The organism is Bacillus cereus group sp. BceL220 (genome assembly GCF_051776965.1).
Classification (GTDB): Bacteria; Bacillota; Bacilli; order Bacillales; family Bacillaceae_G; genus Bacillus_A; species Bacillus_A cereus.
The window spans coordinates 254,508-270,044 of sequence record NZ_JBPWBC010000002.1; the positions used below are offsets into that span (position 1 = coordinate 254,508).

Below are 15,537 nucleotides of genomic sequence, written 5' to 3' on the forward strand. Positions count from 1 at the left end.
TTCGAATGAAAAAGAAAATTGCAGAATATGAAGTTGGTGAACAAGTCGATGTTTTCTTGTTAATTAAAACAGCGACAAAAGGTCTAGCAAGTAATGGAAAGCCATTTTTAACAGTAATCTTACAAGATCCAAGTGGAGATATTGAAGCGAAGCTATGGGACGTATCACCAGAAGTTGAGAAACAATATGTAGCAGAAACAATCGTTAAAGTAGCTGGTGATATTTTAAACTACAAAGGACGTATTCAATTACGTGTGAAACAAATCCGTGTTGCGAATGAAAATGAAGTAACAGACATCTCGGATTTCGTAGAAAAAGCACCAGTGAAAAAAGAAGATATGGTTGAGAAAATTACACAATACATATTTGAAATGAGAAATCCGAACATTCAACGTCTAACAAGACATTTGTTAAATAAGCATCAAAACGAATTTTTAGAATATCCAGCAGCGACAAAGAACCATCATGAGTTCGTATCTGGACTAGCTTATCACGTCGTATCGATGCTAGATTTAGCGAAAGCTATTTCAAATCTATACCCATCATTAGATAAAGACTTACTATATGCAGGCGTTATTTTACATGACCTTGGTAAAGTAATTGAACTATCTGGCCCAATTTCTACAACGTATACGTTAGAAGGAAATTTACTTGGCCACATTTCGATCATGGTGAACGAAATTGGTAAAGCAGCAGACGAGCTGAACATCGATGCAGAAGAAGTATTAATTCTTCAACACATCGTCCTTTCTCATCACGGAAAAGCGGAATGGGGTAGCCCAAAATCACCATTAGTAAAAGAAGCAGAAATTCTGCATTACATCGATAACTTAGATGCAAAAATGAACATGATGGACCGCGCATTAGGACGCACAAAACCAGGTGAATACACTGAGCGTGTCTTTGCTCTTGATAATCGTTCGTTCTATAAACCGACGTTCCATAATTAAAAGTGTGAATAAAGTGGCCTCATTAAGTTCTAAAAGCTTAGTGAGGCTGTTTTCTTTATTAAAAATTAAATGAAATAGTTAAGAAGTACGCATGGGGTCAACGAAGAACGATTAAAACATATCTCACCACTAGAATGGGAGCATATCAACTTTAATATGGCAGATACTTAGAATCGCTTCAGCCTGTATAACAGGCCTAAAAATAAGAGTTGAAACTTGTTTAGCATCTATTTTTGTTAAAAGGTGGGAGAATTGTGCTATGATGTGAGCAAATATAAAACTATCTAAAGGAGGGATTCACATGCCGCATGTTGTGTTTCGTGGAATTACTACTGAACAATTAAAACACATAAGCAAGCCATTAGTAGAAGAGCTCGCAGAGATTTGTGAGTGTGGTACGGATAATTTTACGTTGGAACTACCAAGTTCTACGTTTGTATTCAATGGAGAAGAAATAGAAGCGTTTCCTCTTATTGAAGTGAAATGGTTCGAGCGTGGACAGGAAATTCGTGATCGATTTGCCAAGGCCATTACTACATATGTAATGGATTTTGGACTTCCAGAAGTGGAGGTTGTATTTACGGTTTTCACAGAATCAGCGTATTATATTAACGGGAAGCATTGTGCAAGTTAGAGCTATTATAAATGTTTTTGTAACATTTATCCCGCATTAACGGGCAGTAAGACCCCGACCTCAAAATTCAGCGGAAGCAAAGAAGTTAGGTGGGGGATCAACTGTCCGTAAAAGCCCGATTGGTTCAACTAATAATCAGTGGGGGATGAACAAAACCCCCACTGATTAAAGTTTCACTTTATAAGGGATAGAACCACATCGCTATCAAGCTAACTAGACAAAATACCCTCTAAAAAGAGCAAGGCGTTATTCTTTCTGAGAAATCATAGGAAAGGATAACGCCTTTATATCAATTAATCGATTCACTTCTTTATAAAAAGTTTGGTTATTTTATTGAAGCTTATTCCACAAACACACCCGTTTGTTCACTTTTTTACTGTTTGAAAGCCATACTTTTTATATTGATTCATTTATTGGAAAAACCGAAAGCTTTAAACTCTCTCTATTACATATTTATTTTTGGAAAAATAGCCTAACTCCAAATACTAATAATACTGTACCAGTAATACCCTCTATTGTACGGTTCACCTTTTCTTTTCTTAAAAAAGTTCTTAATTGACGTATTAGAGAGATATAAAGTAAATACCATATTGCTGTCAAAGTCGTAAATGTGAATCCCAACAAAAGAAATTGGAAGAAATGACTTTGATTACTCACAATAAATTGGGGTAGAAAACTAAGGAAAAATACAGCCGTTTTTGGGTTTAAGATTGCCGTGGTAAATCCTTGTCTAAAACTTTTAACCGTTCCAATATCCTTAGAGTTTATCTCCACTGAACCTGACACCTTTTCTTGTTTAGAAAAGGCACTTTTAATTGACTTTACAGCTAAATAAATTAAATAAAATGCCCCAGCATATTTTATTAATGTAAATAGCATAGCAAATTTCATTAAGATAGCAGAGAGTCCTAGTGTAGCCATTATTGTATGAATCATCATTCCAGATACCGTTCCTAAGACGGTCTTTATCCCACCATTTCTACCATGAGAGATAGTGTTTTTTGTAACTAAAGCAAAACCGGGACCAGGCATCATTATAATAAGGAGTGCTGTAAGGATAAATAGCATATAATTTTCCATGTTATGGTATTTCCTTTCTGATTTTTAGTTTCGCTTATAGTATAGCTTTTTTCCTTAAAACATTAAATATAAAAAGTGTGATCAGGATAGTATCATAAACTTTCAAGGAGTTGTAATTGAATTATAGAGGGCTTCACTTGAATAATGTTCTTCTGTAAATGAGCGTTTTTTAATTACTTTTTCTCGGAACACTCTTAATTTTCTTTCGTTTATCGAGGGTATTAGTATCAACTTGACCAAACATTATCCAAAAACTACATTTAACATTTACGAAAGCATATTCGAATAATCATTCATTAAATTTCTTATCAATCAACAAAAATTAATTATCATAAGGAAGAGGTACGTGAACTTCTATTTAAGAAATTACTTATTCTTGAAAAAAACGAATTAACTCCCCATAAATAATTGTAAAGATATAAAATTCTATAATTTCCTCGGAACAAAAAAGTTGTCTTTTATAGCAACGAAGTTGATTTTTATCGTTTTGGGGTAGTGTATTCTTGGTAGCTTGATGGGCATGGAGAGCTTTGAGTCTTTAGCTTGATAGTGATGTGACGCTATCCAGAAATTAATGATTTTACACTCTAAATGTTATTTAACAAAAAAATCTCGAATTCGAGATTTTTCACTTGCTTTTCAATCACTTGAGGTGTAAAGTGATAGTAACGAAAGCGATTGAGTCATATGAAAAACATACACTCAGTTGTTTTCGATTAAAAAACAAAGTAACTTATACAGTAAAAACTAAGATGAATTTACAAAAACATAATTAAGAATAAATTGAAAAGCTAAAAACCATATTAGTTGTGGGAAATGTTATTTTTTTAGTTATCACTTGACTAGTAAAACGAAACGGAGGAATAACCAATGTATGAAATTAAAGGGCATCATCACATTTCAATGGTTACGAAAAATGCAAATGAAAATAATCACTTTTATAAAAACGTGCTTGGCTTACGTCGTGTGAAAATGACAGTAAACCAAGATGATCCGTCAATGTACCACTTATTTTATGGAGATAAAACAGGAAGTCCAGGTACGGAATTATCATTTTTTGAAATTCCATTAGTAGGAAGAACATATCGCGGTACGAATGCGATTACTCGAATTGGATTACTCGTTCCTTCAGAGGAAAGCTTACATTACTGGAAAGCGCGATTTGAGGAATTTGATGTGAAACATAGTGAAATGACAACATATGCAAATCGTCCTGCTTTACAATTTGAGGATGCTGAAGGTCTTCGCTTAGTACTACTCGTTTCAAACGGAGAAAAAGTAGAGCACTGGGAAACTTGGGAGAAATCAGAAGTTCCTGCAAAGCATCAAATTCAAGGAATGGGTTCTGTGGAAATGACAGTTCGTAGACTTGATAAAATGGCGAGTACACTTACAGAAATGTTTGGTTATACAGAGGTTAGCCGTAGCGAAGAGGAAGCAATTTTTCAATCCATTAAAGGAGAGGCTTTTGGAGAAATCGTTGTGAAATATTTAGATGGACCTACTGAAAAGCCGGGCCGAGGGAGCATTCACCATTTAGCAATTCGCGTGAAAAACGATGCAGAGCTTGCCTATTGGGAAGAACAGGTGAAACAAAGAGGCTTCCAGTCTTCAGGAATCATCGACCGTTTCTACTTTAAAAGCTTATATTTCCGTGAATCAAACGGAATCCTTTTTGAAATTGCGACAGATGGACCAGGATTTACAGTTGATGGAGATGTGGAACATTTAGGAGAAAAACTTGATTTACCACCGTTCTTAGAAGATCAGCGTGCAGAGATTGAAGCGAATTTAGCACCTATTGAAGAGAAGTAATAGGAGAGAAAATATAAATTAAAAAACATTGGAGGAATATAAAATGAACCAATTAAAAGGAATTCACCACGTTACAGCGATTACAAGTAGTGCAGAAAAGAACTATGAGTTTTTCACTCACGTTTTAGGAATGCGTTTAGTTAAGAAAACAGTAAACCAAGATGATATTCAAACGTATCATTTATTCTTTGCAGATGATAAAGGTAGTGCAGGAACAGATATGACATTCTTTGATTTCCCAGGTGTTCCGAAAGGAGTACACGGTACAAATGAAATTTCAAAAACTTCATTCCGTGTTCCGACTGATGCAGCATTAGAGTATTGGGTGAAACGCTTTGACCGTCTTGAAGTAGAACATACAGGAATTAAAGAGCAATTTGGTAAGAAAACTCTTTCTTTCGTTGACTTTGATGACCAACAATATCAATTAATCTCAGATGAACTTGATAAAGGAATCGAATCAGGTACACCGTGGCAAAACGGGCCAGTACCATTAGAATATGCAATCACTGGTTTAGGGCCTGTATTTATCCGTATTGCAAACTTTAGCTTCTTCAAAGAAGTGTTAGAAAAAGTTCTATTATTTAAAGAGGTTGCGCAAGAAGGGGAATTCTATTTATTTGAAGTGAACAAAGGCGGAAACGGTGCATCTGTTATTGTAGAACATAATACAGTTCTTCCTGAAGCACAACAAGGTTTTGGTACAGTGCACCATGCGGCATTCCGCGTAGAAGATCGCGCTGTATTAGAAGAATGGATTGAGAGAATCAGTAGCGTAGGACTTCCTTCATCTGGATATGTAAACCGTCACTTCTTCGAATCATTATATGCAAGAGTTGCACCACAAATCTTATTTGAATTCGCAACAGATGGACCAGGATTTATGGGAGATGAGCCATACGAAACGCTTGGCGAAAAATTATCTTTACCTCCATTCCTAGAGCCAAAACGTGAAGAAATTGAAAAATTAGTTCGTCCAATTGATACAGTGAGAAGTACGAAGGAATTTATTAAAGAGTAAAAATAGAGATAATAAGTAGGAGAGCAAGTAGTTTTAGCGGAGTGCTGGAACTGCTTGCTTTTTTATTTATCCTAGTAAGTTTTCTGACAATTGTTTCTCAAGTTATTAAAAAGGAAAACTTTGGTATAATTAATCAAAATATTAAATTTTCTGATAATTATTTTTCAATGCATAGAAAAGGAGTGGTAATATACAATTTTGATAATTGTATAAAAATACTAATTTTGTAAGTTTGAGAAAAGGAGATGCGAGTGTATGGGAGCAGATGTAGTAACGCGGGAGCAAATGAAACATTCTTTAGATGATTGGTATCGTGTAATGTTACAGCAAAATATAGAGAAAGCTACGGAAATGAAAGAGGAGATTGAAAGTAAGATTAGTGGGTTGGACGTAGATCAGGATGTATTGCTTTATCATGCGTTGTTGAATTTTAGATATGATGCATTAGTTGATTGGATTGGGGTTAGAGAAGATAGTTTTGATAAAGTGGAATCTTTTGAAATCCCAGCAGAAGGTGTTCTAGCTTATTACTATCACTTTTTTAAAGGGTTTCATTGCACATTAATTTCAAATTATAATGAAGCGAAAGAACAGTATGAGCAAGCTGAGAAGTTATTGAAATATATTGCCGATCCGATAGAACATGCGGAGTTTAATTATCGGATGGGGAATTTCTATTATCAAAAATATGACCAAGTTCATGCAATAGATTACTTGAATAGGGCAAAAGCAGCATTTTTACAATATCCAGGCTATGAAATAAAAGTAGGATTATGTGAAAATGCTTTTGGACTATGTTGTGTAGACATAGATCACTATGAATTAGCGGAAGAAAACTTTAATTCTGCTATGGAAGTATTGCAAAAAGCAGATCAAAAAAAATATATGCTAATGGTTCGGCATAATTTAGCTTGGCTTTATGCTAGTCAAAATCTTTCAGAATTAGCGATTCGTCATATATCTGAGGTGACCAAAAATTACCCAGAACACTTTAAAGCCTTGTTTGTAGAAGCACATGAACATTACAAATTAGGACAATATAATTTAGCGAATCCAATTGTTGAAAAAGGTTTAAATATTTGTGTTGATTTAGGAGAAAAAGAATTTCAACATCGGTTTAAAATTTTGAAAGAACTCAATGGAAAATCTTCAGTATCAATTATTGAAGATGTAATTTTAGAAGGACTTTCTTATTTTGAGAGAGAAAGATTATGGGATTGTATTCAAGAATACACTGAAATTTTAGCACTGAAATTTTATGAATTTGATGATCATGTTAAGGCAAGTAAATATTTTTATATGAATAATAAGGCTCAAAAAAATATATTGGAAAAGGGAGCGTTAAAATAATGAAGAAATTTCGTTTGGCTATTGTTGGGACTGCATTAGTAGGGGTATTATCAATTGGGTTCAATAGTTCTTTTACAAATCAAGCTGTAAATATAGGAGACACAGGAGGAGCACCAGCAAGACCAGACTACGTTAATATAGGAGACACAGGAGGAGCACCAGCAAGACCAGACTACGTTAACATTGGTGACACAGGCGGAGCACCAGCAGATAATAAAGGCGACGGCGGAGTAAGCCAACTATAATAACAAAGAAAGGGACTTCAACATGAAGTCCCTTTTTCTATTTTCAGGCCATGTAGAGAAAAGAATTGACTTACTTTAAATATGTAACTATAATAGTTACAGAATAACCATTAGTAATAGAAATGAGTTATATTTTTTTAGTATAATTGTAACCATTTCAGTTACAATTAAAAAGAGAACATAAAATAACCAAAAAATGTAAAAACTTTTAAATAGCAACAAGAGAAAGGAGACGGGAACTTTGAAACGGTTTAAGTTTTATATGATTAGTGGTATTGTGCTCGTTTTGTTAATTGTTTGTAATTTCGTCGATAAGCCGATTGCGAAGGTTGGAGAAGTGAAAGATACTGTTATGATGAAGCTGAATACGAAAGAGAGTATGGCGCAAATTGATGGGCAGACGATTTATTTTAAACAAATTGGTGAGGGGAAACCTCCTTTACTTATGCTGCATGGGTTTGGTGGTTCTTCTGATGGGTTTAGTGATATTTATCCGGAACTAGCGCGAGACCATACGATTATTGCGGTTGATATTTTAGGGTTTGGGCGTTCTTCTAAGCCGGTTGATTTTCAGTATTCGTTTCCTGCGCAAGTGAATTTATATTATAAGTTAATGAAGAAGCTCGGATACGATCAGTTTGCGGTGCTCGGCCATTCAATGGGCGGAGAGATGTCCCTTAATTTAGCGTATTTATATCCGGATGCAGTGACGCATCTCATCTTGGCGGATGCTACAGGGATAGAGTCTTTCCAGCGAAAAGAAAGTTATGAAGTACCACCGCTATCGACGGACTTACAAACTGTAACTGAGATTACGAAGTATAATAAAAATGAAGTAAAAAATAGTCGTGATGATAAAGAGCATTATGATCAGCTTACGAAAATGAGAGAGCGCCGCATTGCGATGGAAGCTGATAAAATTAAGGTACCGACTTTAATTATATGGGGACGACATGATAAGAGTGTTTCGTGGAAAAATGGTGAACTGTATCATGGGCTATTTGCGAATAGTACGTTTCATATTATTGAAAAAGGATACCACGCACCGTTTCGTCAGGAACCAATTGAGTTTATGGAATATGTACAAACATTTTTCGCGAAGCATCCACAATAAAAATTTTAAGCATAAATCCACTTCTTTCCTCATAAAGTGAAACTAATAAGGCTTGTCTAAGGAAAGGAATGAAGTGATTTGGAAACTTTACCATGGTGGGTTTATCTTGTAATTGTCGGGATTGTACTAAGTGGCTACATGGTTTTATATACTTCGAAAAAAGAGCAAGATATGGATAATGAGTTTATTGAAAAAGAAGGCGAAGTATATATGAAGCGCTTAGAAGAAGAGCGTGAGAAACGTAATCAGGATAGTGATAAAGATTCGGTATTGCTTTAATAAAAATTTTGAAAGGCTACCACCTAGTAGAATTTTACAACTAGGTGGTAGCTTTTTTTCTTCTGGGGGAGCAGTATATGTTCATCAAGCTAAGGTTATATTAGTTTAATTTTACATGTATAAGAGAGTCATCATAAACTTTTATTGATGGTATTTATATATATTTTTACTCATAAGAATGGAACTAGCGGGGATTTTACTGGGGGGGATTAACAATGCATAGGGATGAAACTTCATTACATCCTGATACAGGTGTTACATCTGTAATGTTTGTTGAGCGTTCATTAAATGAAATTCGTTTTTGGTCTAGAATTATGAAAGAGCATTCTTTTTTTCTTCGCTTGGGATTTAGATGCGAGGATACTCAACTAATCGAAGAGGCGAATCAATTTTATCGATTGTTTGAACATATTGAACAAATAGCGCATTCCTATACAAATGAAACAGATCCTGAGCAAATAAAAAGATTTAATGCAGAAGTACAACAAGCCGCAACTAATATTTGGGGATTTAAACGGAAAATTTTAGGGTTAATTCTCACATGTAAATTGCCAGGACAAAATAACTTTCCACTTTTAGTTGACCATACAAGTAGAGAAGCTGATTATTTTAGAAAACGTTTAATACAATTAAATGAAGGTAAATTAGATGCTCTTCCTGATGCTATTATTAAAGAAAATGTTTTCTTTTTACGGATTATGGCAGACCATGCTAAATTTATTGGTCATCTTCTTGATCCATCGGAAAGAAAGCTTGTAGATACAGCACGGAATTTTAGCAATGATTTTGATGAATTGATGTATCAAGCAATTGACTTAGAATCTATGAAACCACAATCCCAAACAGCCCCTCTTTTAGATCAATTTTTAGATCAAAATCGTGTGTCGGTTGCATCTCTTCGGGATTTTAAGAAAACAGCACGTGATTTAATTGAGCAATGTAAAATAAAGAGCATCATTCATCCATTATTGGCAGACCATGTTTTCCGTGAAGCTGATAGATTTCTTGAAATCATTGATATGTATGATGTTCATCTTACAAATATTCAATCACAACCTAGATATTAGAAGATAAGGAAAGATAGTATTCTACTTTCGGTTGAGAAGTTAACAATTTATTGTTAGCTTCTTTTCTTTGTGATTAAAATTTTCTTTTCGTTTAGTAAATTTCCTTTTAAGAGCTAAATAAATCCCTTTGAGTAAATATGTAATTATTTGTAAAACAGTACATGCGGAAATATTATAAATATGTAAGAAGTATACGGATGTTAGATTCTAATAAATTATTCGAGGGAAATTTACTAATTAAGTATATTAACTTGTTTGCACTAAATTTTACAGGTTTTTTTAATAGTTTTAATTTCTTCATTATCTTTCCAGACGCTGTTCATACTATTATAAGTTGAGAAATGAACAAAACGATTATGATAGGCAGATGATGTAACTGTAACCATCTAAAGCCCAATTCATACACTATGGTGGAGGATTTTCACCTAATAACCGGATGAAAAAGGAGTGTAATCATGAAGAAACGTACTGTTAATGAAGCAGGAAGGAATGTGCCACAACCAATCCGCAGCGACGGAGCAGGTGCAATTGATTCTGGACCTCGTAATGTTATGCGAGATATTCAAAATCCGAATATGCTTGTTCCGCCTATAACGGATGCAGGATTAGTTCCTAACTTGAAATTTTCATTCTCGGACACTTCTATGATTTTGAAACACGGCGGGTGGTCTCGGGAGATTACTGCTCGGGAACTACCAGTTTCGACGACGATTGCTGGGGTAAATATGAGCTTAACGGCCGGTGGAATACGAGAACTTCATTGGCATAAAGAAGCGGAATGGGCGTATATGCTTTTAGGACGGGCACGCATAACGGCTGTTGATCAAAATGGACGGAATTTTATTGCTGATGTTGGACCAGGTGATCTTTGGTATTTTCCTCCTGGTATTCCGCATTCCATTCAAGGATTGGAACATTGTGAATTTCTACTCGTTTTCGATGATGGGCATTTTTCTGATTTATCTACTTTAGCTATTTCTGATTGGTTTGCGCATACGCCAAAAGAAGTGTTGTCGGCTAATTTTGGAGTACCTGAGAGTGTTTTTCGTTCTCTCCCTTCAGATCAAGTTTATATTTATCAAGGAGAGGTGCCAGGTTCGCTTGAAAGTCAGGAAGTTCAATCACCGAAAGGAGAAGTTCCTTTAACATTTAAACATGAATTGTTAAAACAAAAGCCGATTAAGACGCCTGGTGGTAGCGTTCGAATTGTAGATTCCACAAATTTCCCTATTTCCAAAACAATCGCAGCAGCGCTCGTTGAGGTTGAGCCTGGTGGAATGAGAGAACTTCATTGGCACCCGAATAATGATGAATGGCAATATTATTTAACAGGGGAAGCGAGAATGACTGTGTTTCTTGGAAATGGTACCGCTCGTACATTTGATTATAGAGCTGGCGATGTCGGATATGTACCGTTTGCGACGGGGCATTATATTCAAAATACAGGTACCGAAACATTATGGTTTTTAGAGATGTTCAGAAGCAATCGTTTTGAAGATGTATCGTTAAATCAATGGATGGCACTGACTCCTAAAGAAATAGTGGAGAGTAATATACATGTTGGCCCGCAAGTAATGGATTCTCTGCGTAAGAAGAAGTGGCCTGTTGTGAAATACCCGGGGTTTTCATATAGTCCGAAAAATGATGAGTAAAAATGAAAATTTGCGTTATTCTTTCTGGAGACTAATAAGAAGGGATGGCGTATTTTTTATGCCTAATCTAGTCTTTATTAGTATCCGTTCTTTGTATTATTGTTCGGGAAATTATTATTGGAGCATAGTATAGGGAAGATACATATAAAATAGCGCCATTATAAGCTGTAACGCATAAGTTGCGCAGGAAATGAAACGATAACTAGCTTTACTCTTCATCATTTATTTGAACATAGTGGGCATAGAGAGGTGATAAACACAGTATGATTTTTAGTGAGTGTTTAAAAGAAGAAAGGGAAAAAAGAAATTGGTCGCAAAATGATTTGGCTGAAAAACTTCATGTGAGTAGGCAATCTATTTCGAAATGGGAGACGGGAAAGAACTATCCGAGCATTGAAATTATTATTCATTTAAGCGATTTATTCAGTATTACGATTGATGAATTGTTAAGGAGTGACGAAGAGTTGACGCAAAAAGTAATTGAAGATAGTAAACAATTAGCATATCCAAAATGGAAGGTGTTTTTCGATAGTCTATTCACGCTTGGAGTATTTTTGTTTCTTATCAAAATCGTTGTATGGATGCTAAATAAGTTTGCAGGAGCAAGTATTACAATTGTAACAGATGCGCCATATGTAATGAATCTTTTGCCCCTTGCATTCATGATTATAGGTGGTATGGGATCGGATAAGTTGAAGAAAATATATAGATAGAGGAAATAATTTCTCTGCACTAGCTGTTCTTTCTACTCAAATTGTGTACTATAAAGGATAGATAGGAAGGGTAACTAACTGTTACGATTTATTTAACCATTTATAACCAAAGTTAATTAAATATATCAGTAAGCCCTGCTAGTCAAGTGATTGGCTAGTAGTGAGGGTTAACTGCGGGCAATCCCTAAAGCTGATTGAACTACAACGTGGCTAGAAATGGCGAGCGTGAATGTCGCGAAAGCAGAAAAAATCAATCAGATGGTGCAAGGTTAAATCCTAAACACTAGAACAATGGGTCTTCCGCCTCGAATCATCTAAGTCAAAAGCGATAAGATGAACGTTCAACGACTATCTCGTATAACTGACGAGAGTACATCACAAGCCTATGGTGGTGGAAAAATCCTCTATCTCTAAAGAGATAAACATATAGTCTGCGCTCATGTGAAAATATGAGAAGTTCATAAGAGAACTGGCTAAGGAATTGCGCCCTTAGTTGAACGAGATAAATTTAATCAAATCTATCAAACCTCATCGAATCTGTCGAACGCATGTGCTATCGTGGGTTCAATGAGGTAAGAATAATAATGAAATTTTCACGAGTTAGTCAAGTATCAGAATTAACAGGTTTGCATCCCAGTAGTCTTACGAGAATGCTGGTGGAACACGCTACGATTCAGAAGAACAAATCTTTCATTAAAGGAGTTACATTCTGATGATATTGGCGAAGAAAGTCAGACTAATTCCAACGCCTGAACAAGAAAAAGTGCTTAGAAACCATGCTGGAGCTACAAGATTCGCTTATAACTATTGTAAAAGAATGAGTGATAGATACTATAAGCTATTTGGAAAATCTGTTTCACAGTTAGCTTTACAGAAACGATTTACAAAGATCAAGAAGCGAAAGAGATATGAGTGGTTAAAAGACATTAATGCACAAGTTCCTAAACAGGCTTCAAAAGATTTTGATACGGCGAGAAAACATTCGTTCAAAAAGTACAAAAATGGTTCTCACACTTCTTATAAATCCAAAAAAGATTTAATCCAAGGATTTTATGCCAATTATGAAAGACTGGTTATAGGAAAGAAAGTCGTTCATATTCAGTCTATTGGAGAAATGAAAACAAGCCAACAACTACCAAGAAATAAAAAAACATCCAATCCAAGAGTTACATTTGATGGTCGTCACTGGTGGATTAGTGTGGGGTTCCAAGAAGACTTTGAATCACAAGAACTAACTAATGAGTCGATTGGTGTGGATGTTGGTTTAAAAGAGCTGTTTGTAGCTTCTAATGGTACGAAAGAACGAAATATAAACAAAGATGCCAAGGTTAAAAAACTTTTGAAAAGGAAAAAGTCAGCGCAAAGAGATATGTCTAGGAGATTTAAAAAAGGTGTGAAAATTCAATCTGCTGGATATGAAAAAGCGAAAGCTGAGCATCTGCGGTTATCTAGGAAAATTATGAATATCCGAAATAACCATATCCATCAAGCAACAGCTAGATTGGTGAAAACCAAACCAATGAGGATTGTTGTGGAAGACTTATCTATCTCAAACCTGTTAAAAAACAAAAAACTATCGAAAGCATTTTCATTTCAAAAATTAAACTTCTTCTTTCAATGTTTGTCATACAAGTGCGAGAAGTACGGCATTGCGTATGTAAAAGCTGATAAATGGTTCGCTTCAAGCAAGATTTGTTCATGTTGCGGCGTTAAATACGACCATTCAGTTCAACCAGAAGGACAGTGGAGTTTAAAGATTCGTGAGTGGCGTTGTGCTTCATGCAATAGCTATCACGATAGGGATGTAAATGCGTCGATAAATTTATCAAGATGGGTAAAATAAATGCTTGATAATAGGAGGTAACGATACTGCCTCGTGTGGAGTGTTATACCCCTCGTCCCTTTGGGGCTGCGAGAACACGATGAAGCACTAACTCGTGTAAATTTGATTGAATTGTATAGATTTAGTTAAGTTTATCGTATCGGGACATATAGAATGGAATTTCATGAACAGAAGATTTTGCCGGCAGTGAGGCAAATTAAAGATTTGGAAAAGCTATTACATAGTTCGTATGAATATATCGTTATTTTAGATATTCATGTCGGCCAATTGAAGAGTGTTATATCACTTGCGAAGCAATATTGTAAAAAGGTGTTTTTACATGTGGATTTAATTCATGGCTTGCAGAGTGATGGGCATGCGACGGAATATTTATGTCAGGAGTTTAGACCGTACGGGTTACTTTCGACAAAGGCGAGCGTTATTATGAAGGCGAAGCAAAAAGGTGTTGTGGCAATACAACGCATCTTTTTAATCGATTCGAGTGCGATGGAGAAGAGCTGCAATCTTTTAGATAAGACGAAACCGGATTATATTGAGGTGCTTCCAGGAGCAATGACGGATATTATCGCTGAAGTGAAAGAGCGTACTGGTGTACCGATTTTAGCAGGTGGTTTTATTCGTACTGTAGAAGATGTGGAAAGAGCTTTAAACGCTGGTGCGACAGCGATTACGACGTCAAAACGCGAACTATGGAAACATTACCAAAAAAAGTGACGAAAATGTGAAAAAATTCTGTTGACACCGCTTTCATAAGAGGTTAACATTATAGACAAGTTAATAAACGTGACGGAGAAAAGAAGAGATCCACATTTCATTGTTTCTATATAAATTTATATAGAAGCGTGCAAAGCTGTGGGTCTTTTTCTTTTGACAAAAACGAATGGCCATTCATTTTACCTCTATCACATTTGGAAGCGTTTAAATTGATTGTGGAGGGATACTATGTCAGCATTTTTAGGAGAGTTAATAGGGACTGCGTTGTTAATCGTACTTGGTGGCGGCGTTTGTGCTGGTGTAAGTTTAAAGAAATCGTTTGCGAAAGATTCAGGTTGGATTGTTATTACAATGGGCTGGGGCTTAGCAGTAGCGGTTGCAGCGTATGCGGTTGGATCAATTAGTGGGGCACATTTGAATCCAGCTTTAACGATAGGACTAGCATTTAAGGGAGCGTTCCCATGGAGTGACGTACCAGGTTATATCGTAGCACAAATGATTGGGGCAATTATCGGGGCAGTTATCGTATATTTACATTACTTACCACACTGGAAAGAAACAGAAGATCCAGGAACAAAGTTAGGCGTATTTGCAACAGGTCCAGCAATTCCGAACACATTTGCAAACCTTTTAAGTGAAATGATTGGAACATTCGTTTTAGTATTTGGTATATTAGCAATTGGTGCAAATAAATTTGCAGATGGATTAAATCCATTTATCGTAGGTTTCTTAATTGTAAGTATTGGTTTATCATTAGGTGGGACAACAGGATACGCAATTAACCCAGCACGTGATTTAGGTCCGCGTATCGCACACTTCTTCCTTCCGATTGCAGGAAAAGGCGGTTCAAACTGGAAGTATGCATGGATTCCAGTAGTAGGTCCAATTTTAGGTGGATCACTTGCAGGTTTATTCCATCAAGTTGTATTTGAAGGAAAACAAAATTCAGCACTTATTTATGTGATTATCGCAACTGTGATTGTACTAGCAATCTCTTATATGACAAGTAAAAAAAGCGGAAGCAATACAAATAGTAGAAAAGTAGCATAAGGGGGAAACC

At 35.7% G+C, this 15,537-nt stretch carries 15 protein-coding genes; 14 read left to right on the plus strand and 1 reads right to left on the minus strand.

Annotation, left to right across the window (positions count from 1 at the left end; genetic code table 11):
• Positions 1-5 precede the first annotated feature (5 nt).
• Positions 6-950, plus strand: coding sequence for a 3'-5' exoribonuclease YhaM (gene yhaM, locus ACS2FK_RS06190; RefSeq protein ID WP_063546688.1), 945 nt, complete (start codon positions 6-8; stop codon positions 948-950).
• Positions 951-1,251: 301 nt separating this feature from the next.
• A complete protein-coding gene (locus ACS2FK_RS06195; RefSeq protein WP_001120954.1) occupies positions 1,252-1,584 on the plus strand; it encodes a DUF1904 family protein in 333 nt (110 codons plus the stop codon).
• A 453-nt stretch (positions 1,585-2,037) separates the two neighbouring features.
• Here ACS2FK_RS06195 and ACS2FK_RS06200 read toward each other — a convergent pair whose 3' ends face one another.
• On the minus strand, positions 2,038-2,664 hold the full coding sequence (locus ACS2FK_RS06200) for a LysE family translocator (protein ID WP_000433011.1): 627 nt from the start codon (positions 2,662-2,664) through the stop codon (positions 2,038-2,040).
• 870 nt (positions 2,665-3,534) lie between these two features.
• Between ACS2FK_RS06200 and ACS2FK_RS06205 the strand changes: the two genes are divergently transcribed.
• From ACS2FK_RS06205 to glpF, 12 genes are all read left to right on the plus strand, one after another.
• Complete coding sequence (locus ACS2FK_RS06205) at positions 3,535-4,479, plus strand: ring-cleaving dioxygenase (RefSeq protein WP_063546690.1); 945 nt, start codon at positions 3,535-3,537, stop codon at positions 4,477-4,479.
• Positions 4,480-4,522: 43 nt separating this feature from the next.
• Positions 4,523-5,500, plus strand: coding sequence for a ring-cleaving dioxygenase (locus tag ACS2FK_RS06210; protein WP_001072581.1), 978 nt, complete (start codon positions 4,523-4,525; stop codon positions 5,498-5,500).
• Between the two features lie 255 nt (positions 5,501-5,755).
• Positions 5,756-6,850 carry a RapH N-terminal domain-containing protein gene (locus tag ACS2FK_RS06215; RefSeq protein ID WP_000500588.1) on the plus strand — a complete coding sequence of 365 codons (1,095 nt, stop codon included), beginning with the start codon at positions 5,756-5,758 and terminating at the stop codon, positions 6,848-6,850.
• On the plus strand, positions 6,850-7,095 hold the full coding sequence (locus ACS2FK_RS06220; RefSeq protein ID WP_000714516.1) for a Phr family secreted Rap phosphatase inhibitor: 246 nt from the start codon (positions 6,850-6,852) through the stop codon (positions 7,093-7,095). The genes ACS2FK_RS06215 and ACS2FK_RS06220 overlap by 1 nt, the downstream gene beginning before the upstream one ends.
• Positions 7,096-7,336: 241 nt before the next feature.
• Complete coding sequence (locus ACS2FK_RS06225; RefSeq protein WP_063546692.1) at positions 7,337-8,209, plus strand: alpha/beta fold hydrolase; 873 nt, start codon at positions 7,337-7,339, stop codon at positions 8,207-8,209.
• Between the two features lie 78 nt (positions 8,210-8,287).
• A complete protein-coding gene (locus ACS2FK_RS06230; protein WP_000449223.1) occupies positions 8,288-8,488 on the plus strand; it encodes a sporulation YhaL family protein in 201 nt (66 codons plus the stop codon).
• A 215-nt stretch (positions 8,489-8,703) separates the two neighbouring features.
• Positions 8,704-9,555 carry a DUF2935 domain-containing protein gene (locus ACS2FK_RS06235; protein ID WP_000554479.1) on the plus strand — a complete coding sequence of 284 codons (852 nt, stop codon included), beginning with the start codon at positions 8,704-8,706 and terminating at the stop codon, positions 9,553-9,555.
• Between the two features lie 455 nt (positions 9,556-10,010).
• Positions 10,011-11,207, plus strand: a complete 1,197-nt coding sequence (locus ACS2FK_RS06240; RefSeq protein ID WP_063546694.1) for an oxalate decarboxylase family bicupin — start codon at positions 10,011-10,013, stop codon at positions 11,205-11,207.
• Positions 11,208-11,470: 263 nt separating this feature from the next.
• Positions 11,471-11,920, plus strand: a complete 450-nt coding sequence (locus tag ACS2FK_RS06245) for a helix-turn-helix domain-containing protein (RefSeq protein ID WP_063546696.1) — start codon at positions 11,471-11,473, stop codon at positions 11,918-11,920.
• 712 nt (positions 11,921-12,632) lie between these two features.
• The gene (locus tag ACS2FK_RS06250; RefSeq protein WP_063546698.1) at positions 12,633-13,763 is read left to right on the plus strand and encodes an RNA-guided endonuclease InsQ/TnpB family protein; all 1,131 of its coding nucleotides are present in this window, start codon (positions 12,633-12,635) and stop codon (positions 13,761-13,763) included.
• A gap of 153 nt (positions 13,764-13,916) precedes the next feature.
• Positions 13,917-14,477: a glycerol uptake operon antiterminator GlpP gene (gene glpP, locus ACS2FK_RS06255; RefSeq protein ID WP_000394286.1), complete on the plus strand. Its 561-nt coding sequence runs from the start codon at positions 13,917-13,919 to the stop codon at positions 14,475-14,477.
• A gap of 228 nt (positions 14,478-14,705) precedes the next feature.
• Positions 14,706-15,527, plus strand: a complete 822-nt coding sequence (gene glpF / locus ACS2FK_RS06260) for a glycerol uptake facilitator protein GlpF (protein WP_001272200.1) — start codon at positions 14,706-14,708, stop codon at positions 15,525-15,527.
• Positions 15,528-15,537: the final 10 nt, after the last annotated feature.